This is a genomic window from Pyxidicoccus caerfyrddinensis (genome assembly GCF_010894405.1).
Classification (GTDB): Bacteria; Myxococcota; Myxococcia; order Myxococcales; family Myxococcaceae; genus Myxococcus; species Myxococcus caerfyrddinensis.
Genome location: NZ_JAAIYA010000046.1, coordinates 1 through 24,507 on the forward strand (window position 1 = coordinate 1; position 24,507 = coordinate 24,507).

The following is a 24,507-nucleotide window of genomic DNA, read 5'->3' on the forward strand; positions in this document are numbered from 1 at the left end:
TGCAAGGCGTGGTGGACCGGCCCGAAGCACGCCTGGCCGAGCTGCCCCTCATGGACGGCGCCGAGCAGCACCGCCTCCTGCGCGAGTGGAACGGCGCCCGGGCCGACTTCCCCGCGGACGCGTGCCTCCATACGCTCATCGAAGCCCAGGTGGAGCGCACGCCCGACGCGGTGGCGCTGTGCTTCGAGGGCGAGAGCCTCACCTACCGGCAGCTCGACGCGCGCGCCAACCAACTCGCGCACCACCTGCGCTCATTGGGCGTGGGCCCCGAGGTGCGCGTCGGCCTCTTCCTGGAGCGCTCGCTGGAGCTGGTGGTGGCCCTGCTGGCCACGCTGAAGGCCGGTGGCGCCTACGTCCCCTTCGACCCGGACTACCCGGCCCAGCGTCTCGTTTGGATGCTGGAGGACACCACCACGCCGGTGCTCCTCACGCAGCAGCACTTGCTGCCCGAGCTGCCACCCCACTCCGCTCGCGTGGTGTGCCTGGACTCGGAGTGGCCGGAAGTGTCCCGCCAGCCGGAGTCCCGTCCCGAGCCGCTCGCCGGCCCGGAGGCCCTGGTCTACGTCATCTTCACCTCGGGCAGCACCGGCCGGCCCAAGGGCGCGATGAACTCGCACCGCGGCGTCGTCAACCGCCTGCTGTGGATGCAGCGGGAGTACGGCCTCACGGCGTCCGACACGGTGCTGCAGAAGACGCCCTTCAGCTTCGACGTGTCCGTCTGGGAGTTCTTCTGGCCGTTGCTGACAGGAGCGCGGCTGGTGGTGGCACGGCCCGGAGGCCACCAGGAGCCCGCGTACCTCGCGCGGCTCATCGCCGAGGAGCGCGTCACCACCCTGCACTTCGTCCCGTCCATGCTCCAGGTGTTCCTGGAGGAGCCAGGGCTGGAGCGGTGCACCTCCCTGACGCGCGTGGTGTGCAGCGGCGAGGCCCTGCCACTCGAGCTGGCCTGGCGCTGCCTGCAGCGGCTGCCCGCCGCCGGCCTGCACAACCTCTACGGCCCCACCGAGGCCGCCGTCGACGTCACGTATTACGCGTGCGTGCGCGATGAGCCGCACCGCTCGGTGCCCATCGGCCGCCCCGTCGCCAACACGCAGATTCGTCTCCTGGACGCGCACCTGCGGCCGGTGCCCATCGGCGTGCCGGGAGAGCTGTTCATCGGCGGCGTGCAGGTGGGGCGCGGCTACCTGGGCCGCCCTGAGCTGACGGCGGAGCGCTTCATCCCGGATGCCTTCAGCGACACGCCGGGCGCGCGGCTGTACCGCACCGGCGACGTGGCGCGATGGCTGGCGGACGGAGAAATCGAATACCTGGGCCGGGCCGACTTCCAGGTGAAGGTGCGCGGCCTGCGCATCGAGCTGGGTGAAATCGAGTCCGCGCTGGAGCAGCAACCCGCCGTGCAGCAGGCGGTGGTGATGGCTCGCGAGGACCGGGCCGGCGACAAGCGCCTGGTCGCGTATGTCGTCGGTGCGTCGGACCTCTCGGCCGATGCGCTGCGCGAGGCCCTCGCGGCCCGCTTGCCCGAGTACATGGTGCCGTCGGCCTTCATCGTCCTGGAGTCCTTCCCGCTGACTCCGAGCGGAAAGGTGGACCGCAAGGCCCTGCCCGTCCCTGACGCCGCGTCCTCCGCGTCCGAGTACGTCGCACCGCGCACCCCCACCGAGGAGAAGCTCGCCACCCTCTGGGCCGACGTGCTCCACGTACCCCGCGTGGGCGCGAAGGACCACTTCTTCGAAGCGGGCGGCCACTCTCTGCTGGCCACGCAGCTCATCTCCCGCGTGCGGGGAGCCTTCGGCGTGGAACTTCCCCTGCGTGCCGTCTTCGAGGCGCCCACGCTGGAAGCCCTCGCCCGCCGCGTCGACGCTCGAGCGCCGCAGGCCTCCGCACCGCCACTGGCACCGGTGCCTCGCACGGACGCGCTGCCGCTCTCCTTCGCGCAGCAGCGGCTGTGGTTCCTCGACAGGCTCCAGCCGGGCAGTGCCTTCTACAACATCCCCGCCGCGCTCCAGCTCGACGGTGCCGTGGACGTGGGGGCGCTGGAGCGCGCGCTCCAGGAGCTCGTCCGGCGCCATGAGGCGCTGCGCACCACCTTTCACACCCGGGAGGACGGCGAGCCCGTGCAGCGCATCCACCTGGAGGCGCCGCTGTCACTGACGGTGGTGGACCTGGGCGGACTGCCCGAAGCCGAGCAGGAGCCCGAGGCCTGGCGACACGCGGTCGCCGAGGCCCAGACGCCCTTCGACCTGACCCGTGCTCCGCTGCTGCGCGGCACCCTCGTCCGGCTGTCCGAGCGGCGCCAGCTGCTGCTCGTCACCGTGCACCACATCGTGTCGGACGGCTGGTCCAACGGCCTCCTCGTGCGCGACGTGGGCGCGCTGTACGCGGCGTTCTCCCGGGGCCTGCCGTCACCGCTGGCACCGCTGGCGCTCCAGTACGCGGACTACGCCGTGTGGCAGCGCGGGTGGCTGCGGGACGAGGTGCTGGGCAGGCAGGTGTCCTGGTGGAAGCAGCGGCTCCACGGCGCGCCGCAAGCGCTGGAGCTGCCCACGGACCGGCCTCGCCCGCCCGTGCAGACGGACCGCGGCGCCACGGTGCCGGTGCGTCTGGGCGAGGACCTCTCCGCGGCCTTCCACGCGCTGTGCAAGCGCGAGGGCGTCACGCCCTTCATGGCGCTCCTGTCCGTCTTCAGCACGCTGCTGGCGCGCTACTCGGGTCAGGACGACATCGTCATCGGCTCGCCCGTCGCGAACCGCCAGCAGGGCGAGCTGGAGGACATCGTCGGCTTCTTCTCCAACACCCTGGCCCTGCGCACCCAACTCCGCCCGCGGATGACGTTCCGCGAGCTGCTTTCGCACGTGCGCGAGACGACGCTCGACGCGTACGCGCACCAGGACGTGCCCTTCGAGAAGCTGGTCGACGAGCTGCGCCCCGAGCGCGACCTGAGCCGCTCTCCGCTGTTCCAGGTCCTGCTGACGTTGCACAACGCGCCCCGGCGGCAGACCGACGGGGAGGCCACGGCGGTGACGATGCGCCCGCTGGACGTGAGCAGCGGCACCGCCAAGTTCGACCTGTCCCTGCTGATGACGGACACGGCCGGAGAGCTGTCCGGCGTGTTCGAGTTCAACACCGACCTCTTCGACGACGCCACGGCGCGGCGCATGGCCGGGCACCTGGTGCGGCTCGTGGAGTCGGCCGTGACGGACGCGGCTCAGTCCCTGTGGCGTCTGCCACTACTGGAGGCCGATGAGCGACGCCGCCTGCTGGTGGAGTGGAACAGCACCGCGCGCGAGCCGCACTCGCCGCTGCCGGTCCATTGGCCGGTGGAGGCCATGGCCGCACTGGCGCCACACGCGGTGGCCGTCACGGATGGCACGCGCTCGCTCACCTACGCGGAGCTGGAGGCGCGTGCCAACAAGCTCGCGAACCACCTGGTGCACCTGGGCGTGCCCGTGGGTGGCACCGTGGGCCTGTGTCTGGACAAGGGCCTGGACATGGCCGTCGCCGTGCTGGCCACATTGAAGGCCGGCGCCGCCTACGTGCCGCTGGACCCGAGCTACCCCGCCGAGCGGCTCGCCTTCATGCTGGAGGACTCGGGCGCGCCCGTGGTCCTCACGCAGTCGCACCTCGCGTCCGTGCTGCTCGCGGACCTGCGCGCGCGCCGCGTCTTCGTGGACACCGACTCGGAGGCCATCGCACGTCAGCCCTCCCACGCGCCCGCGCGCGAGCTGTCACCCGAGGCCACCTGCTACGTCATCTACACCTCCGGCAGCACGGGCCAGCCCAAGGGCGTGGCGCTGCCCCACCGCGCGCTGAGCCATATGCTGACGTGGCAGCTCGCCCGGTCCGTCAAGCCGGACGCCACCACGCTCCAGTTCGCCGCGCTCAGCTTCGATGTGTCCTTCCAGGAGCTGTTCTCCACGTGGTGGGCCGGCGGGACGCTGGTGCTGCCCACGGGGGGCCTGCGTCAGGACATGCCCGCGCTGCTGGATTTCATGGACCGGCACGCGGTGGAACGACTGTTCCTTCCGTTCGTCGCGCTCCAGGCGGTGGCGGACGCGGTGGCTCACGGCGCCACGGTGCCGCGCGCGCTGCGCGAGGTGGTGACGGCGGGTGAGCAGCTCCAGGTGACTCCGGCGCTGGTGGGCTTCTTCGAGCGCCTGCCGGGGTGCGTGCTGGAGAACCAGTACGGCCCGTCGGAGACGCACGTCGTCTCCGCGTACCGGCTGCAAGGGCCTCCGTCCACGTGGCCGAGGATGCCTTCCATCGGCGCGCCGCTGCCGCACACGCAGCTCTACGTGCTGGACGCGCACGGGCAGCCCTGCCCGGTGGGGGTGCCCGGGGAGCTGTTCCTCGGCGGCGCGCACCTGGCGCATGGCTACTCGGGCCGGCCGGAGCTGACGGCGGAGAAGTTCGTTCCGCACCCGTTCAGCGACGTGCCGGGCGCGCGGCTGTACCGCACGGGAGACTCGGCGCGGTGGAAGGCCGACGGCACGGTGGAGTTCCTCGGCCGCCTGGATGGACAGGTGAAGCTGCGCGGCTTCCGCGTGGAGACGGGCGAGGTGGAGGCCGCCCTGCGCGCCTTCTCTGGCGTGCGCGACGCGGCCGCCGTGGTGCGCGAGGACGTGCCCGGCGACAAACGGCTCGTGGGCTACCTCGTCCTGGCCTCACCGGTGCCCCTCGACACGGAGGCGCTGCGCGGGTTCCTCCAGCAGCGGCTCCCCGAGTACATGGTGCCCTCCGCGTTCGTCACGCTGGAGGCGCTGCCGCTGACGCCCAGCGGAAAGCTGGCGCGGCGGATGCTGCCCGCGCCCGACGCGGAGAGCCTGCGCGGAGGCTTGCCCTTCACCGCCCCTCGCACGCCGCTGGAAGAGAAGCTGGCGGAGCTGTTCGCCGCCGTGCTGCGGCTGCCCCGCGTGGGCGTCACCGACAGCTTCTTCGCGCTGGGCGGCCACTCGCTCATGGCGACACAGCTCGTGTCCCGCGTGCGCTCCACCCTGGGCCTGGAGCTGCCCCTGCGCGCGCTGTTCGAGGCGCCCACCGTCGAGGGACTCGCCGCGCGCATCCAAGCCAGCGCGCCCACCGGACACACGCGGGCGCCCGCGCTCGTGCCCGCGCCGCGCTCCGGGCGGCTGCCGCTGTCCTTCGCGCAGCAGCGGCTGTGGCTCATCGACCAGCTCCAGTCCGGCAGCGCCACCTACAACCTGCCCGTGGCGGTGCGGCTGGAGGGAGCGCTGGACGTCGCGGCGCTCCAGCGTGCCCTGTCGGAAGTGGTGCGACGCCATGAGGCGCTGCGCACCTCCTTCCGCCAGGACGAGGGCGGCCCCGTGCAGGTCATCGCCCCGGCCGCGGAGTTGCCGCTGCGCGTGGAGGACCTGAGCGCGCTCGACGCGAGCACGGCTGAGTCCGCGGCCCGGCGCCTCGCGGCGGAGGAGGCCCGGCGCCCCTTCGTCCTGACCACCGGTCCCCTCGTCCGCGCACTGCTCCTGAAGCTGAGCGGCTCCGAGCACGTGCTGGTGCTCGACATGCACCACATCGTCACGGATGGCTGGTCCCTGGGCGTGCTCGTCCGGGAAGTGACGACGCTGTACGCGGCCTTCTCGCGAGGGCAGCCCTCGCCGCTGCCGGAGCCGCGCCTGCAATACGCCGACTACGCGGTGTGGCAGCGCACGTGGCTGCGGGGCGAGGCGCTGGACGCGCAGCTCGACTGGTGGCGCCGCCAACTGGAGGGCGTGACACCGCTGGAGCTGCCCACGGACAAGCCCCGTCCCCCGGTGCAGACCTTCAACGGCGCACGCCTTCGGGTGCATGTGCCGCGAGCGCTCGCGGAGCGCGTGCGTGCCGTGAGCCAGCGGGAGGGCGTCACGCCCTTCATGCTGCTGCTCGCCACGTGGCAGGTGGTGCTGCACCGCCACTCGGGACAGGTGGACCTCAGCGTCGGCTCGCCCATCGCGGGGCGGCGCGAGGAGGCCCTGGAAGCGCTCATCGGCTTCTTCGTCAACACGCTGGTGCTCCGCGCGCGGGTGGACCCGGCCGCGAGCTTCCGGACGCTGCTCGCGCAGGTGCGGGAGACCACGCTCGGCGCCTACGCCCACCAGGACCTGCCCTTCGAGAAGCTGGTGGAGGAGCTCCGTCCGGAGCGTGACCTCAGCCGGTCTCCCCTCTTCCAGGCGATGTTCGCCTTGCAGGGCGACCCCGCGCCCTCCTCCAGCGCTTCGCCGCTGGCCGTGCGGCCCGTGGAGGTGGAGAGCCGCACCAGCCGCTTCGAGCTGGAGCTGAACCTGTTCGAGTCGGACGACGGCTACACCGGCGCACTCGTCTACAACACCGACCTGTTCGCGGAGGCCACCGCCGCGCGCCTGGTGGGCCATCTGACGACGCTGCTGGAGCGCGTGGTGGACAGGGTGGAGGCGCCGCTCGCGTCCGTGTCCATGCTCACGGAGCCGGAGCGGCAGCAGGTGCTGGTGGAGTGGAGCGCCGCCGCGTCCAGCTTCCCGCGCGACGCCACCCTGCCCGAGGTCTTCTCGCGCGTCGTCGCGCGCTTCCCGGACAAGGTCGCCGTGGAGTTCGGTGACGCGCGGCTCACGTATCGCGAGCTCGACGCGCGCGCCAACCGGCTGGCCTGGCACCTGGGCGGGCTGGGCGTGGGCGCCGACACGTGCGTGGCGCTGGCCGTGGAGCGCTCGCTGGAGCTCATCGTCTCCCTCCTGGCCATCCTCAAGGCCGGTGGCGCCTACGTCCCGCTTGATCCGTCGTACCCGCGCGAGCGCCTCGCCGCCATGGTGGAGGACACGCGTCCCCGGGTCCTCGTCACCACGCGAACCCTTCTCTCCCGGCTGCCCACAGACGGGCTCGCCACCGTGATGCTGGAGGAGGCCCCGCTCCAAGACGGGCCCGCCTCCGCGCCGCCCTCGCGCGCCCTGCCCGACACGTTGGCCTACGTGGACTTCACCTCGGGCTCCACCGGCAGGCCCAAGGGCGTCGGCACCACCCACCGTGGCGTGCTGCGCACCCTGCTCGGCGTGGACTACGCGCGGTTCGCCCCCGACGAGACGCTGCTCCACTTCGCCCCCATCTCCTTCGACGCGTCGACGTTCGAAATCTGGGGTGCGCTCCTGCACGGTGCGCGGCTGGTGGTGATGCCACCGCACGTGCCCTCGCTGGAGGAGCTGGGTCACGTCATCGAGACATCGGGCGTCACCACGCTCTGGGCCACCATCGGCCTGTTCATCCAGTTGGTGGACAACCCGCCGCCGGGGCTGGGCGCGGTGAAGCACATCATGACGGGCGGCGATGTCATCTCCCCGGCCCACGTGCGCCGCGCGGTGGCGGAATTGCGCATCCCCGTCACCGCCTTCTACGGCCCCACCGAGACCACGGTGTTCGCCACCTCGTATCCAGTGACTGGCGCGGAGCAGTTGGGCACCACCGTGCCCATCGGCACGCCGATTGGCAGCACCCGGGTGTACGTGCTGGACGCGCAGGGCCAGCCGGTGCCCGTGGGTGTCACCGGAGAGCTGTTCATCGGAGGCGAAGGCGTGGCCCGTGGCTACGTCGGGCAGCCGCACCTCACCGCCGAGCGCTTCGTGCCGGACGCGCTCAGCGGCCTCCCGGGAGCCCGCCTCTACCGCACCGGAGACCTGGTCCGCTGGCTCGCGGACGGGGTGCTGGACTTCGTGGGCCGCGCTGACACGCAGGTGAAGGTGCGCGGCTTCCGCGTCGAGCTGGCCGAGGTGGAGACGGCCCTCCGCGCCTTCGCCGGCGTGGGAGAGGCCCTGGCGCTGGTGCGTGAGGACGTGCCCGGAGACAAGCGCATCGTCGGCTATGTCGTAGCACCCGAGTCACTCGACGTCACCGCGCTCCGTGCCTGGCTCAAGCAGCGGCTGCCCGAGTACATGGTGCCCTCCGCGTTGGTGCGTCTGGACGCCTTCCCGCTGACGGCGAACGCCAAGGTGGACCGCAAGGCGCTGCCCGCGCCGGAGGCGGTGTCGTCCGCTCCGGACGCGGCCTACGTCGCCCCGAGGACGCCCACCGAGGAGCTGCTGGCCGGACTCTTCGCCCAGGTGCTGCGCGTGCCACGCGTGGGCCTGCATGACGGTTTCTTCGAACTGGGTGGACACTCGCTGCTCGCCACGCAGCTCATCTCGCGCGTGCGCGCGACCTTCGGCGTGGAGCTGCCCCTGCGCGTCCTCTTCGAGGCTCCGACGCTCGAAGCGCTCGCCGTGCGCGTCGATTCCGCACGGGAGTCCGCCGCGGGGAACCTGGCGCCCGCCATCGTCCCCGTGCCCCGCACGGGCGCGCTGCCCCTGTCCTTCGCGCAGCAGCGACTGTGGTTCATCGACCAGCTCGAGCCAGGCAGTCCCGCCTACAACATCCCGGCCGCACTGCGCGTCCTGGGGGCGCTGGATGCCGAGGCCCTGCGCCGAAGCCTCGAAGCCCTGGTGCACCGTCATGAGTCCCTGCGCACCACTTTCCGGGAGGACTCGGGTGGCGCCGTCCAGGTCATCGCTCCGCCCGCCGCCCTGGGGATGGAGGTCATCGACCTGCGCTCCGTGGCCGCCGAGCAGCGTGAGTCAGAGGCTCGCCGGCTCGTGTCCGCCGAGGCGCTGAAGCCGTTCGACCTTTCCTCGGGTCCGCTGCTGCGCGCCTCGCTGTTGGTGCTGGATGCACAGGAGCACGTGCTGCTGCTGACGGTGCACCACATCGTCTCGGATGGCTGGTCCACCGGCGTGCTGGTGCGCGAGCTGGTCTCCTTCTACGAAGCCTTCGCCTCCGGCCAGTCGCCTCAACTTGCGGACCTGCCTGTCCAGTACGCGGACTTCGCCGCGTGGCAGCGTGCGTGGCTGCAAGGCGAGGTCCTCCAGCGTCAGCTCGACTACTGGAAGCAGCAGCTCTCGGGTGCACCGGCACTCCTGGAGTTGCCCACCGACAGGCCCCGCCCCGCCGTCCAGTCCCAGCGCGGTGCCTCGCTCCCCGTCCACCTGCCGCCGGAGCTGGACGCGGCCCTCTCTGCGTTCTGCCAGCGCGAGGGAGTGACGCCCTTCATGGCCCTGCTCGCCGCGTGGCAGGTGTTGCTGGCGCGCTACTCCGGGCAGGAGGACGTCTCCGTCGGCTCTCCCATCGCAGGGCGCACCCGTGCGGAGACGGAAGGGCTCATCGGCTTCTTCATCAACACCCTCGTGCTGCGCTCGCAGGTGCAGGTGCGCTCCACCTTCCGGGAGCTACTGGCGCAGGTGCGTGCAACCACGCTCGCTGCCTACGAGCATCAGCACGTCCCCTTCGAGAAGCTGGTGGAGGAACTGCAACCGCAGCGCAGCCTCAGCCACTCGCCTCTCTTCCAGGTGATGCTCGTCCTGCAGAACGCACCCACCGCCGCGCTGTCCCTGCCAGGACTGTCCTTCCAGCCTCTCGAATTCGAGGCGGAAGCAACGAAGTTCGACCTGACGCTCAACCTGGCGCAGACGCCTCGCGGCGTCGTCGGCAACGTCACGTACCGCACCGACTTGTTCGACGCCTCCACCATCTCTCGCATGGTGGAGCACCTGGGAACGCTGCTGGAGGCCGCGCTATCCGCGCCGCAGACGCGCGTGGGTGAACTGCCGCTGCTGCCGGCCGCCGAGCGCACGCTGCTGCTCGAGTCCTTCAACGCCACCGCGACGGGGCCCGCGCCCCACGTGTCCGTGCCCGCCCTCTTCGAGGCCCAGGCCGCGCTGCACCCCTCACGTCCCGCCGTGGCGTGTGAAGGTGAAGTCCTCACGTATGCCCAACTGGACGCGCGCGCCAATCAACTGGCCTGGCACCTGCGCTCACTCGGCGTGGGCGCTGACACCTGCGTTGCCCTCTGCCTGGAGCGCGGCGTCGACATGGTGCTGGCGCTGCTCGCCGTGTGGAAGGCCGGGGGCGCCTACGTGCCGCTGGACTCGGCCCAGCCCGCGCTGCGCCTCCAGGCGCTGGTGCAGGAGGTGGCTGCTCCCGTCGTCGTGACGCATGCACGGCATGCCGCCTCCTTCGCTTCCTCATCCGTCGCCGTCGTGCGACTGGACGAGGACTCCTCCGTCCTGGAGCGCCTGAGCACCGCGGCCCCCGCGTGCGCGCCCCACCCGGGGCACCTGGCCTACGTCCTCTTCACCTCCGGCAGTACCGGCAGGCCCAAGGGCGTGGCCGTGGCCCATGGCCACCTGCTCTCCTACGTCCACTCCGTCACCGAGCGCCTTGGCCTCGCCGATTGCGAAAGTTTCGCCCTCGTCTCCACCTTCGCCGCCGACCTGGGCAACACCGTGCTCTTCCCCGCCCTGTGCACCGGTGGCCTTCTCCACGTCCTCACCCAGGAGCGTGCGGGCAGCCCTTCCGGTGTGGCCGAGTACTTCGGACAGCACCCCATCGACTGCGTCAAGATCGTTCCCTCGCACCTGGCCGCGCTGCTGACGGCGGCGGAGCCCCACCTCGTGCTGCCTCGCAAGCGGCTGGTGCTGGGCGGCGAGTCCTCCACACCCGCGATGCTTCAGACGGTACGCACGCTGGCGCCCGGGTGCGAAATCCACAACCACTACGGCCCCACCGAGACGACGGTGGGCGTCCTCGCCGGGCTGCTGCATGGACCCGCCTCCAGCGCCGCGCAGGCGCCAGGTGCCGTGCAGGACGAAGCAACGGCTTCGCGCTCCGGTGATGTCTCCGCGTCGACCTCCAGCGCCGCGGCGCCGCTGGGCCGGCCCCTGGCCCATACGCGGCTGTACGTCCTGGACGAGGCTCTGCAGCCCGTGCCACTCGGCGTGCCCGGCGAGCTGTACGTCGGCGGCGCCCAGGTGACTCGCGGCTACCTGCACCGCCCCGAGCTCACCGCCGAGCGCTACCTGCCAGACGCCTTCTCTCCGCTGCCCGGCGCGCGCATGTACCGCACGGGAGACCGCGTGCGCTGGCTGCCCGATGGCCGCGTGGACTTCCTCGGCCGCGCCGACTTCCAGGTGAAGGTGCGTGGCTTCCGCGTCGAGCCCGCCGAAGTCGCCTCCGTCCTGCGCGAGCACCCTTCCGTGCACGAAGCCCTCGTCGTCGCTCGCGAAGACGTGCCCGGCGGCAAGCGACTGGTGGCCTACCTCACCTCGGCAGCCGGCCCTCGCCCCGAAGCCGACGCCCTGCGCGCCTTCCTCAACCAACGCCTCCCCGCGTACATGGTGCCCTCCGCCTTCGTCGTCCTGGAGGCCCTGCCCCTCACCCCCAACGGCAAGGTGGACCGCAAGGCCCTCCCCGCCCCGGACGCCGCTGCCCCCCGCGACGGCTATGTCGCCCCTCGCACCCTCGTCGAGGAACAGCTCGCCTCCCTCTGGGCCGAAGTCCTCCGTGTGCCTCGCGTGGGCGTGACGGACCACTTCTTCGACCTGGGCGGCCACTCCCTGCTGGCCACGCAGCTCGTCTCCCGCATCCGCGCCACCTTCCGCGTGGAGCTCCCGCTGCGCGCCATCTTCGAGGCCCCCACCCTGGATGCCCTCGCGCGTCGTCTCGGCGCTCAAGGACCCGAGGCGTCCGCGCCTCCGTTGCTGCCGGTGCCCCGCACGGGAGCGCTGGTGCCCTCCTTCGCGCAGCAGCGGATGTGGCTCATCGACCAGCTCGACCCTGGCAGCGCCACCTACAACATCCCCGCCGCCCTGCGTATCTCGGGAGCACTGGATACCGAGGCCCTGCGCCAGAGCCTCGAAGCCCTGGTGCATCGCCACGAGTCCCTGCGCACCACCTTCGTCGAAGGCACCGACGGCCCGCTCCAGCAGCTCCACGAGCCCACTGCCTTCCATCTGAACATCGTTGAGCTCGCCCACCTCTCCGAGGACGAGCGTCAGGCCGAAGCACGCCGCTCCACGGCCTCCGAGGCCCAGAGGCCCTTCAACCTCGCCACCGGCCCGCTGCTGCACGTCTCGCTGCTGCGACTCGCCGAGCAGGAACACCTGCTGCTCATGACGATGCACCACATCGTCTCGGATGGTTGGTCCATCGGCGTGCTGGTGCGGGAGATGGTCTCCCTCTACGAGGCCTTCACCTCGGGGCAACCGCCGCGGCTGGCGGCCCTGCCCATCCAGTACGCCGACTTCGCCGCGTGGCAGCGCACCTGGCTGCAGGGCGACGTCCTCCGGCGTCAGGTCGACTACTGGAAGCAGCAGCTCTCCGGCGCGCCGGCCCTGTTGGAGCTGCCCACCGACAAGCCCCGTCCCGCCGTCCAGTCCCAGCGTGGCGCCCTGTTGCCCATCGAGTTCCCTCCGGGTTCATCCGAGGCGCTCGCCACCTTCTGCCAGCGCGAGGGCGTGACGCCCTACATGGTCCTGCTCACTGCCTGGCAGGTGCTGCTCTCGCGCTACTCCGGTCAGGACGACATCAGCGTCGGCTCTCCCATCGCGGGCCGCACCCGAGCGGAGACGGAAGGACTCATCGGCTTCTTCGTCAACACGCTCGTGCTGCGCTCGCGAGTCTCCCCCCAAGCCACGTTCCGCGAGCTGCTCGCGCAGGTGCGAGCCACCACGCTGGCGGCGTATGAGCACCAGCACGTCCCCTTCGAGAAGCTGGTGGAGGAGCTGCAGCCCCGGCGCAGCCTCAGCCACTCGCCTCTCTTCCAGGTCATGCTGGTGGTCAACAACGCCCCCATGGCGGCGCTGTCGCTGCCGGGCCTCTCCTTCGTCCGCGTGGAGCGCGAGGCGGAAGCGACGAAGTTCGACTTCACCCTGGCCCTGGCCCAGACACCGCGCGGGCTGCTCGGCACCCTCAACTACCGCACCGACCTGTTCGAGGCCGCTACCGCCGCTCGCATGGTGGAGCACCTGCGCACCCTGCTGGAGTCCGCGTTCGTCTCGCCCGACTCCCGCGTGGGGGACCTGCCCCTGCTCCCGCGGACCGAGCGAGATCTGCTGCTGGTCGACTGGAACCGCACCCACCACGAGTTGCCCTGGGAAGGCGCCGTGCATGAGTGCTTCGAGCTCCAGGTCACCCGTACGCCTGACGCCGTCGCGGTTCTCGATGACTCCGCGTCGCTGTCCTTCGCGCAGGTCAACCGCCGCGCCAACCAGCTCGCGCAGGTCCTGCGCCAGCGGGGCGTCGGGCCCGAGGTACGCGTCGCGCTCTGCATGGAGCGTGGCGTGGACATGGTCGTCGCAGTCCTCGCCATCCTCAAGGCGGGTGGTGCCTACGTCCCCATGGACCCGGCCTACCCGCGTGAGCGCCTGGCCTTCATGCTCCAGGACTGCGGTGCGCGGCTGGCCCTCACCCAGCGCCACCTGTCCGAGCGCATGGAAGGCTCCGGTGTGGAGCCCCTCTACCTGGACGATACGTCCACCGTGCAGGAGCTCTCGCACGAGTCCGAGGCCAACCCGCCTCGGGTCACCTCGCCCGAGCATCTCGCCTACGTCATCTACACCTCCGGCTCCACCGGCCGTCCCAAGGGCGTCATGGTTCAGCACGCCTCGGTGATGAACCTGCGCGCAGCCCTCGCTTCCACCGTCTACGCGGGGGCTGAGGGTGCGCTGCGCATCAGCCTCAACGCGCCGCTGGCCTTCGACGCCTCGGTGAAGCAGCTCATCCAGGTGGCCAACGGCCATGCCCTGTGCGTCGTTCCCCAGGCCGCTCGCGAGGATGTCGCGCTGCTCGAGGCGTGGGTGGAGAAGCACCAACTCGACGTGCTCGACTGCTCTCCCTCTCACCTGCGGCTGCTGCTGGAAGAGGGACTTGCCGCGTCGCGACCCCTGCGCGTGCTCGTGGGTGGCGAGGCCGTGGACGAAGCGCTGTGGGCGAAGCTGTCCGCCCACCCCTTCATCCAGTGCTTCAACGTCTACGGCCCCACCGAGTGCACCGTCGACACCACTGCCCGTGCCATTCGCGGTGCCTCCCGGCCCACGCTGGGCGGCCCGCTGGCCAATGTGCAGGTGTACATCCTCGATGAGCGCATGCAGCCGGTCCCCACCGGCGTCCCCGGCGAGCTCTTCATCGGCGGCGCGGGCGTGACGCGTGGCTACCTCGGCCGCCCGGAGCTCACCGCCGAGAAGTTCGTTCCCGACCCGTTCGGCACGGTTGCAGGCGGCCGTCTCTACCGCACCGGCGACAAGGTTCGCTGGCTGGCCAACGGCGAGCTGGACTACCTGGGCCGCATCGACTTCCAGGTGAAGCTGCGCGGCTTCCGCATCGAGTTGGGCGAAATCGAAGCCGCCCTTGAGCACGAGGCCAGCGTCAGCCGTGCCGTGGTGCTCGCGCGCGAGGACGTGCCCGGCAACCCGCGCCTTGTCGCGTACCTCGTCACGCCCGAGGGCCACCCCCTCGACACGGCCGCGCTGCGCACCTCGCTGCTCCGTTCGCTGCCCGAGTACATGGTGCCCTCCGCCTTCGTCTTCCTGGCGGCCCTGCCCCTCAACACCCACGGGAAGGTCGACCGCAAGGCCCTGCCCGCCCTGGACGCCGTCCCCTCCGCCGCCGAGTACGTCGCGCCGCGCACCCCGATGGAGCAGGCGCTCGCGGCGCTCTGGGTCGAGGTCCTCCACCTGCCTCGCGTGAGCGTGAAGGACCACTTCTTCGAGCTGGGCGGCCACTCGCTGCTGGCCACCCAGCTGGCCTCTCGCATCCGCGCCGCCTTCCGCGTGGAACTGCCCCTGCGCGCCATCTTCGAGGCCCCCACGCTGGAAGCCCTCGCTCGCCGCATCGACACCCAGGCGCCCGAGGCTTCCGCTCCGCCCCTGGTGCCGGTGCCTCGCACGGGTCCGCTGCCGCTGTCCTTCGCCCAGCAGCGGCTGTGGCTCATCGACCAGCTGGAGCCCGGCAGCGCCGCCTACAACATCTCCGCCGCCCTGCGCGTCTCGGGAGCGCTGGACATCGAAGCCCTGCGCCAAAGCCTCGAAGCGCTGGTGCACCGTCACGAGTCCCTGCGCACCACCTTCCGCGACGATGCTGGAGACCCCGTCCAGGTTATCTCCGAGCCCACGGCCCTGCCGCTGGACCTCATCGACCTGGGTTCCCTGTCCGAGGACACACGCCAGGCCGAGGCGCGCCGGCGGGCCTCCGCCGAAGCCGCACGACCCTTCAACCTCGCCACCGGCCCGCTGCTGCGCGCCGCGCTGCTGCGCCTCGACTCCCATGAGCACGTGCTGCTGCTCAACCTCCACCACATCGTCTCGGATGGTTGGTCCACCGGCGTGCTGGTGCGGGAGTTGGTCTCCCTCTACGAGGCTTTCACCTCGGGGCAACCGCCCCGACTGACGCCCCTGCCCATCCAGTACGCCGACTTCGCCGCGTGGCAGCGCGCGTGGCTGCAGGGCGACGTCCTCCAGCGCCAGCTCGGCTACTGGAAGCAGCAGCTCTCCGGCGCACCCACCCTGCTGGAGCTGCCCACCGACAGGCCCCGTCCCACCGTCCAGTCCCAGCGCGGCGCCGCGCTGCCCGTCGTCCTGCCCCCGCCCGTGGCCGAGGCCCTCTCCGCGTTCTGCCAGCGCGAGGGCGTCACGCCCTTCATGGCCCTGCTCGCCGTCTGGCAGCTGCTCCTGTCCCGCTACTCCGGCCAGGAGGACGTCAGCGTCGGCACGCCCATCGCCGGGCGCACGCGCGCGGAGACCGAAGGGCTCATCGGCTTCTTCGTCAACACCCTCGTCCTGCGCTCCCAGCTCGGCCCTCGCGCCACCTTCCGGGAGCTGCTGGCGCAGGTGCGCGCCACCACCCTCGCCGCGTACGAGCACCAGCACGTCCCCTTCGAGAAGCTCGTCGAGGAGCTGCAACCCCAGCGCAACCTCGGCCACTCGCCGCTCTTCCAGGTCACCCTCGCGCTGCAGAACACGCCTGGCGCCGCGCTGTCGCTGCCGGGCCTGTCCTTCCACCCGCTGGAGCGCGAGGCCGAGGCCTCGAAGTTCGACCTGTCGCTGGCCCTGACCCAGACGCCCCGGGGCCTGGCCGGCATCCTGGGCTACCGCACCGACCTCTTCGACGCGTCCACCGTCGCGCGCCTGGCGCGGCACCTGCGCACCCTGCTGGACGCCGCGCTCACCTCGCCCGACTCCCGCCTGGGCGAGCTGTCTCTCATCGAAGAGGCAGAGCGCCACCAACTCCTCCAGGAGTGGAACGACACCGCCTCGGACTATCCGCGCGAGGCATGCATCCACCACCTGTTCGAGCAGCAGGCCGACCTCCGCCCCGAAGCCATCGCCCTCGAGTTCGGCGCGGAGCGTCTCACCTACGCGCAGCTCGACACGCGCGCCAACCAGCTCGCGCACCTGCTGCGCTCGCACGGCGTGGGCCCCGACTCCCTCGTCGCCGTGTGCCTGGAGCGCTCCGTCGAGCTCATCGTCTCACTGCTGGCCATCCTCAAGGCCGGAGGTGCCTACCTCCCGCTCGATGCCTCCTACCCCACCCAGCGGCTGGCCTTCATGCTGGAGGATGCACCGCCCCGGCTGCTCATCACCTCGCAGGCGCTCCGCGCCCGGCTGCCCGTCGCGGAGTCGGTGCCCTGCGTGTTGGCGGAGGAGTGGCCCCTGGACGCGCAGCCGTGCTCGCGGCCAGTGTCAGGTGCCGGCGCGCGTCACCTCGCCTACGTGGACTTCACGTCCGGCAGCACGGGCCGTCCCAAGGGCGTCGCCGTCGAGCACCGGGGCGTGCTGCGCCTGCTGCACGGCGCCCGCTATGCCCATCTGGGGCCGGAGGAGACCTTCCTCCTCATCGCCCCCATCTCCTTCGACGCCTCCACGCTGGAGGTCTGGGGTCCGCTGCTCTTCGGCGGGCGCCTCGTCGTCTTCCCGCCCGAGTCGCCTGGCGACCTGGACCTGCTGAGCACCGTGCTCCAGCGCCACGGCGTCACCACGCTCCACCTCACCGCGGGCCTCTTCTCCCAGGTGGTGGACCTCAAGCCCGAGAGCCTGCGCGGCGTGCGCCAGCTCCTCACGGGAGGCGACGTGGTGAGCGCCCCCCACGTGCGTCGCGTGGTGGAAGGAATGCTCATTCCGGTGACGGCCTGCTACGGCCCCACCGAGTCCACCCTCTTCACCTCCACGTACCGGATGACGGACGCCTCGCAGGTGGGCGTCTCCATTCCCATCGGCCGGCCCATCGCCAACACCCACGTGTACGTGCTGGATGCGCACCTGCAGCCCGTGCCCGCGGGCGTCCCCGGCGAGCTGTTCATCGGCGGCGAGGGCCTTGCGCGGGGCTACCTCTCGCGCCCGGACCTCACCGCCGAGCGCTTCATCCCCCACCCCTTCAGCGCGACTGCCGGGGAGCGCCTCTACCGCACCGGCGACAAGGCGCGCTGGCGGGCGGACGGGGTGCTGGAGTTCCTGGGCCGCATCGACACGCAGGTGAAGGTGCGTGGCTACCGCATCGAGCTGGCGGAGGTGGAAGCCGCGCTGCTGACGCACGCCGGGGTGCGCGAGGCGGTGGCGGTGGTGCGCGAGGACGCACCGGGTGACAAGCGCCTGGTGGCCTACGTCACGGGCGACGCAGGTCCCCTGGAGGCCCCCGCGCTGCGCGCGTACGTGCAGCAGCGGTTGCCCGAGTACATGGTGCCCTCCGCCGTCGTGCACCTGGGCGAGCTGCCACTGACGGCCAACGGCAAGCTGGACCGCAAGGCCCTGCCCGCGCCGGATGCCTCGGCGGCGCAGCGCGGCCGGTACGTGGCGCCGCGCACCCCCACCGAGCAGACCCTGGCGGAGCTCTTCGCCCAGCTCCTCGGCACCAGCCGTGTGGGACTCGACGACAACTTCTTCGAGCTGGGCGGCCACTCCCTGCTGGCCACCCGGCTGGTGGCCCGCGTCCGCGCCGCCTTCCGCGTGGAGCTTCCCCTGCGCGCCGTCTTCGAGTGCCCCACCCTGGAAGCGCTCGCCCGTCACATCGACACCCAGGGTGTGTCGGACTCCGCGCCTCCGCTGGTGCCGGTGGCGCGCACGTCCTCGCTGCCACTCTCCTTCTCCCAGCAGCGGCTGTGGTTCCTGGACCGGCTCGCCCCTGGCAGCCCCGCGTTCAACATCCCCTACGCCCTCCGGCTGTACGGCGTGCTGGACCTCGAGGCCCTCCGGCGGAGCCTCGAAGCACTGGTGCATCGCCACGAAGCGCTGCGCACCACCTTCCGCGACGGGCCCGACGGCCCCGTCCAGGTCATCTCCCCGGCGGCCGCCCTGCTGCTGGAGGTCACCGACCTGCGCCCGCTCCCCTCCGCGCTGCGCGAGGCCGAGGCGCAGCGGCTGTCCGAGGCCGACGCCCAGCACCCCTTCGACCTGGCCACGGGCCCGCTGCTGCGCGCGTCCCTGATGGCGCTCGACGCGCACGAGCACGTGCTGCTGCTCAACGTCCACCACATCATCTCCGACGGCTGGTCCATCGGGGTGATGGCGCGCGAGGTGGTGGAGCTCTACGGAGCCTTCGCCTCCGGCCAGCCGCCCTCCCTGCCACCCTTGCCGCTCCAGTACGCCGACTTCGCCTTCTGGCAGCGCCAGTGGATGCAGGGGGCGGTGATGGAGGAGCAGCTCGCGTGGTGGCGGCGGCAGCTCGACGGGGCGCCGCAGGAGCTGGAGCTGCCGACGGACAGGCCGCGCGCGCATCGCGACAGCCCCCAGGCCGCTCGCCTCCCCGTGGCGCTCCCGCGCGAGCTGACGGAGGCCGTGGAGGCCCTCTGTCTGCGTGAGGGCGTCACGCCGTTCATGTTCCTGCTGGGCGCCTTCCAGCTCCTGCTGTCGCGCTACTCCGGGCAGGACGACCTCTGCGTCGGTGCTCCCGTCGCCGGGCGCAACCGCGGCGAGCTCGAAGGGCTGGTCGGCTTCTTCCTCAACACCCTGGTCCTTCGCACCCGCCTGGACGGAGACCCCACGGTGCGCGAGCTGCTGGGCCGCGTGCGCGAGACGGCGCTGGGCGCCTTCGCCCACCAGCACGTCCCCTTCGAGCAGCTCCAGCCCATGCGTGACTTGCGCCAGGCGCCGCTGTTCCAGGTGATGTTCAACCTGCAGAACATGCCGCCGGCGAAGCTGGCCGTGTCGGGGCTGACGTTCCAGGAGATTCCCACCCACGGCCGCGTCGCCAAGTTCGACCTGTCGCTGGTCATGTCCCGCACTCCGGAGGGCTTCCGTGGCGGACTGGAGTACCGCGCGGACCTGTTCGACGCGTCCACCGCCGAGCGCCTCGTCCGTCACCTGCGCGTGCTGGTGGAGGCGCTGGTGGCCGCTCCCGAGCGCCGCCTGTCCGCGCTCACGTTGCTGGGAGGCGAAGAGCGGCACCGGCTGCTGGTGGACTGGAATGCCACCCGCGCGGATGTCCCCAACGCCTGCGTCCACTCGCTCTTCGAGGCCCGGGCCCGGGCCGCGCCCGACGCGCTGGCGGCCACCCTGGGGGCCGCGCGCCTCACGTATGGGGAGCTGGACGCGCGCGCCAACCAGCTCGCCCAGGCGCTGCGCCGCCGCGGCGTGCAGCCCGAGTCGCGGGTGGCGTTGAGCGTGGAGCGCTCGCTGGACGTCGTCATCGGCCTGCTGGGCATCCTCAAGGCCGGTGGTGCCTGGGTGCCGTTGGATCCGCTGCTGCCGCGCGAGCGACTGGCCTTCATGTTGGAGGACAGCGGCGCCTCGGCGCTGGTGACACAGTCTGCGCTGCTGGAGCGCTTCCCCGAGTCCCACCAGGCCCGGGCGCTCTGCCTGGACACCGAGCAGGACGCGCTCGCGCGCGAGAGCACCGACGCCCCCGAGGCAGGCGTGGCCCCCTGCCATCTGGCCTACCTGCTCTACACCTCCGGCAGCACCGGCCAGCCCAAGGGCACCGCCGTGGAGCACCGGAGCGTCGCGAATCTGGTGACGCATGAGGCGGTGGCGTACGGCATTGGCCCCGGCAGCCGCGTGTTGCAGTTCGCCAGCCTGAGCTTCGACCTGTCGGTGGAGGAGATCTTCACCACGCTGACCTCTGGGGCCACGCTGGTGCTCGCGCCGCTGGAGAAGCTCATGCCGGGCGCGCCGCTCCAGCAACTGCTGCGCGAGGAGTCGCTCACGGTCATCAGCCTCACCCCGGCGGCCCTCGCGGCCACCCCGGCGGACGGACTGCCGGAGCTGCGCACCGTCATCTCCGGCGGGGAAGCGCTGCCGGCGGAGGTGGTGTCGCGCTGGGTGGCCCCGGACCGGCGCTTCATCAACAGCTACGGCCCGACGGAGGCCACCGTCGTCGCGACGCTCACCGGGTGTGTCGCGGACGGGCGGGTGCCCTCCATCGGCCGGCCGCTGGCCAACGTGTGCGCCTACGTCCTGGATGCGCGCGACGAACCGGTGCCGGTGGGCGTGAAGGGGGAGCTGTTCATCGGCGGCGCGGGCGTGGCGCGCGGCTACCCCGGGCGTCCCGCGCTCACGGCCGAGCGCTTCGTGCCGGACCGCTTCTCGGGCGAGGCGGGCGCACGCCTCTACCGCACCGGCGACGTGGTGCGCTGGCGTGAAGACGGCACGCTGGACTTCGTCGGCCGCGCGGACGCACAGGTCAAGGTGCGGGGCTTCCGCATCGAGTTGGGGGAGGTGGAGTCCGCGCTGGCGAAGCTGCCCGCGGTGCGCGAGGCCGTCGTGGTGGCGCGCGAGGACGGCCCCGGTGGCAAGCGGCTGGTGGGCTACGTGGTAGCGCACGAGGACGCCCAGTTGGACGGAGCCACACTCCGGGCCGCCCTCAAGGAAGCCCTGCCGGAATACATGGTGCCCTCGGCCGTGGTGGTGCTGCCGGCGCTGCCGCTCACGTCCAACGGCAAGGTGGACCGCAAGGCCCTGCCCGCCCCGGACTTCGCGAGCGCAGCGGGTGACTACGTCGCGCCCCGCACGCCCACCGAGGAACGGCTGGCGGAGCAGTGGTGCCAGCTCCTCGGCCTCGAGCGCGTGGGCGTCAGCGACAACTTCTTCGACCTGGGCGGCCACTCCCTGCTGGCCACCCAGGCCATCAGTCGCATCCGTGCTGGCTTCGGCGTGGAATTGCCCCTGCGCGGGCTGTTCGTGTCCCCCACGCTCGAAGGCGTGGCACTCCTGATTGATGCCGCCCTCGCGGGCAGGGGCACGCCCGCGGCGCCAAGGCACCGTGACGCCCTCGCGCTGTCATTGCCGGTCCTCCCCCTGGAGGAAGTCGCCGCGCGGGAGCAGGCGAAGCCCCGCCCCGTGGAACCGCGGGACGGCGCCTCCGAGGCGCCACCGCTCTCCACCGAGGAGCGCCACCGGGTGCTGGAGGAGTGGAACGCCACCACCAGCGGGTATCCGCGCGGCTCCACCCTGCCCGAGGTGTTCGCGCAGGTCGTGGCCCGCTACCCCGACAAGGTCGCAGTCGGGTTCGGCGACGCGACGCTGACCTACCGGCAGCTCGACGAGCGCGCGAATCAGCTCGCCTGGCACCTGCGCGGCCTGGGCGTGTCCACCGACTCGCGCGTGGCCGTGGCGCTGGAGCGCTCGCTGGAGCTGATTGTCACGCTGGTGGCCATCCTCAAGGCCGGTGGCGCCTACGTGCCGTTGGACCCGGGCTACCCCCGTGAGCGCCTCGCCGCCATGTTGGAGGACTCGCGCCCCCTCGCGCTCATCACCGCGCGCGCGCTGCTGTCGAAGCTTCCCGCCGAAGGGCTGGCCACCGTGGTGCTGGAGGACGCGGACCTGTCCGGCCTCCCCACGCATGCGCCGCCTTCGACGGCCCTGCCCGACAGCCTCGCGTACATCGACTTCACCTCCGGCTCCACCGGCCGGCCCAAGGGCGTGGGCACGCTCCAGTCCGCCGTGCTGCGCACCGTCTTCGGCGTCGACTACGCGCACCTGGGGCCGGAGGAGACCTTCCTCCTGCTCGCGCCCATCTCCTTCGATGCCTCCACCCTGGAGGTCTGGGGCGCGCTGTTGCATGGCGCGCGCCTCGCGGTCTTCCCGCCTCACTCGCCCTCGGACGTTTACGAGCTGGAGTCCGTGCTGGTGAAGCACGGCGTCACCACCCTGCACCTCACCGCCGGCCTCTTCGCGCAGATGGTCGACAGCCACCTGCCCGGCCTGCGGACGGTGCGGCAGTTGCTCACGGGAGGAGACGTGGTGAGCGGGCCCCACGTGCGCCGGGTGTTGGAGGAGCTGCGCATCCCCGTGACGGCCTGCTACGGCCCCACCGAAGGCACCCTCTTCACCTCGTGTCACCGCATGACGGACGTGGCCCACGTGGGCGCCTCCGTACCCATTGGCCGGCCCATCGGCAACACGCAGGTCTACGTGCTCGAGGCCCACGGGCAGCCGGTGCCCCCGGGCGTCATCGGCGAGCTGTTCATCGGCGGCGACGGCCTGGCGCGCGGCTACGTGGAGCAGCCGGCCCTCACCGCCGAGCGCTTCGTCCCCCATCCCTTCTCGTCCACTCCCGGCGCGCGCCTGTACCGCACCGGAGACCTCGCCCGCTGGCGGCAGGACGGCGTGCTGGAGTTCCTCGGCCGCGCGGACGCGCAGGTGAAGGTGCGCGGCTACCGCATCGAGCTGTCCGAAGTGGAAGCCGCCCTGCTCGCCTTCCCCGAGGTGCGCGAGGCGGTGGTTGTCACGCGCGAGGACTCGCCTGGCGACAAGCGCCTGGTCGGCTACGTCGTCGCGCCCGCGTCGCTGGACCTGGGCGGCCTGCGCACGGCCCTCAAGGAGCGGCTCCCCGAGTACATGGTGCCCTCCGCGCTGGGACGCCTGGACGCGCTGCCCCTCACCGCCAACGGCAAGGTGGACCGCAAGGCGCTCCCGGCCCCCTCGGCCTTCCAGGACCGCGTCCCCACCCGTCCGCCCCGCACCGACTGCGAGCGCGAGCTGGCGGCGCTCTGGGCCCGCGTCCTCCACCTGGACACCGTCGGCGCGGAGGACGACTTCTTCGAGCTGGGGGGCCACTCCCTGACGGCCACACAGGTCCTCTCGCGCATCCGCCAGCACTTCGGCGTGGAGTTGTCGTTCCGCGACTTCTTCGCCGCCCCCACCATCGCGGCGCTGGCAGAGCGCATCGAGGCGCAGGCGGACACACGGGCCTCCACCGCCCAGCCGCTGCTCCGTCCCCGGAAGGACGACGGCCCCCTGCCGCTCTCCTTCGCGCAGCAGCGGCTCTGGTTCTTCGCGAAGCTCGACCCCGAGAGCACCGCCTACAACCTCCCCTTCGCCGTGAGGATGGACGGCGCGCTCGACGTGCCCGCGCTCGCCAGTGGCCTGCGTGAGTTGCTCCAGCGCCACGAGTCCCTGCGCACCACCTTCCACGAGCACGAGCACCAGCCCGTGCAGGTCATCCACGACAGCCCCACCCTGCCCGCGGGGTGGCTGGACCTGGAGGCCCTGCCCGAAGACGCCCGTGAGGCCTCACTGCGCCACGCCCTGGAGCACGAGGCCGGCCAGCCCTTCAACCTGGAGACGGGGCCGCTGTGGCGCGTGCTCCTGGTGCGCCTGTCGGCGGAGCAGCACGTCCTGATGCTCACCCTGCACCACGTCATCGCGGATGGCTGGTCCCTGGGCGTGCTCGTCCAGGAACTGGCCACGCTGTACACGGCCCACGCCGAGGGCCGGCCCGCACGCCTGGAGCCGCTGCCGGTGCAGTACGCCGACTTCGCGCTCTGGCAGCGCGACTGGCTGCGCGATGAAGCGCTGGAGACGCAGCTCGGCTGGTGGCGCCAGCAGCTCCATGGCGCGCCCCGCGCACTCGCGCTGCCCACCGACAGGGCGCGTCCGACGACGCAGTCGACTCGCGGCGCCGGACACCCGTTCCACTTCCCACGTGAGCTGTCGGACGCGCTCGACGCCCTCTGCCGGCAGGAGGGGGCCACGCCGTCCATGGTGGTGCTCGCCGCCTTCCAGGCACTGCTGGCCCGCTACTCCGGGCAGGACGACGTCAGCATCGGCGCGCCCATCGCCGGCCGGACGCATGCGGAGCTGGAAGGGCTCATCGGCTTCTTCGTCAACACGCTGGTGCTGCGCACGAAGCTGGACGGAGACCCCAGCTTCCGCGCGCTGCTCGCCCGCGTGCGGGACGTGACGCTCGGCGCCTATGCCCACCAGGACGTGCCCTTCGAGAAGCTGGTGGAGGCGCTGCGCCCCGAGCGCGAGGCCGGACGCACGCCCCTCTTCCAGGTGATGCTCGCGTACCAGAACGCGCCCCTGCCGGCGCTGATGGGCGCGGGATTGAAGCTGAGCCCCCTCAGGGCCGAGCACCGCACCGCGAAGTTCGACCTCACCCTGGCCATCTCCGACCGGGGCGACGGACTCAAGGGCCAGCTCGAGTACAGCACCGACCTGTTCGACGCCTCGACGGCCGCGCGGATGGTGCGGCACCTGCGCGCCCTGCTGGAGTCGGCGCTGGCGAACCCGGACCGCCAGCTGTCCCGCGTGTCCTTCCTCACCGACGACGAGCGGCACCTGCTGTTCCACGCGTGGAAGCAGCCCGACGCCGCCACGGCCGCGGACGCCAACCTGCACCGCCTCCTCCAGGCGCAGGCCCGGCTCACGCCCGACGCGGTGGCCGCCGAGCATGAGGGCCAGACGCTCACCTGGCGCGATCTGCACCAGCGCGCCCGCGAGGTCCACCGGGGCCTGCTCGCGCGCGGGCTCG

General features: G+C 72.0%; 1 pseudogene (only partly in view). It reads left to right on the plus strand.

The window, feature by feature from the left end:
• Positions 1-11: 11 nt before the first annotated feature.
• Positions 12-24,507: pseudogene (locus G4D86_RS50025) on the plus strand (non-ribosomal peptide synthase/polyketide synthase) (its annotated part continues 4,013 nt past the right edge of the window); the annotation flags it as partial.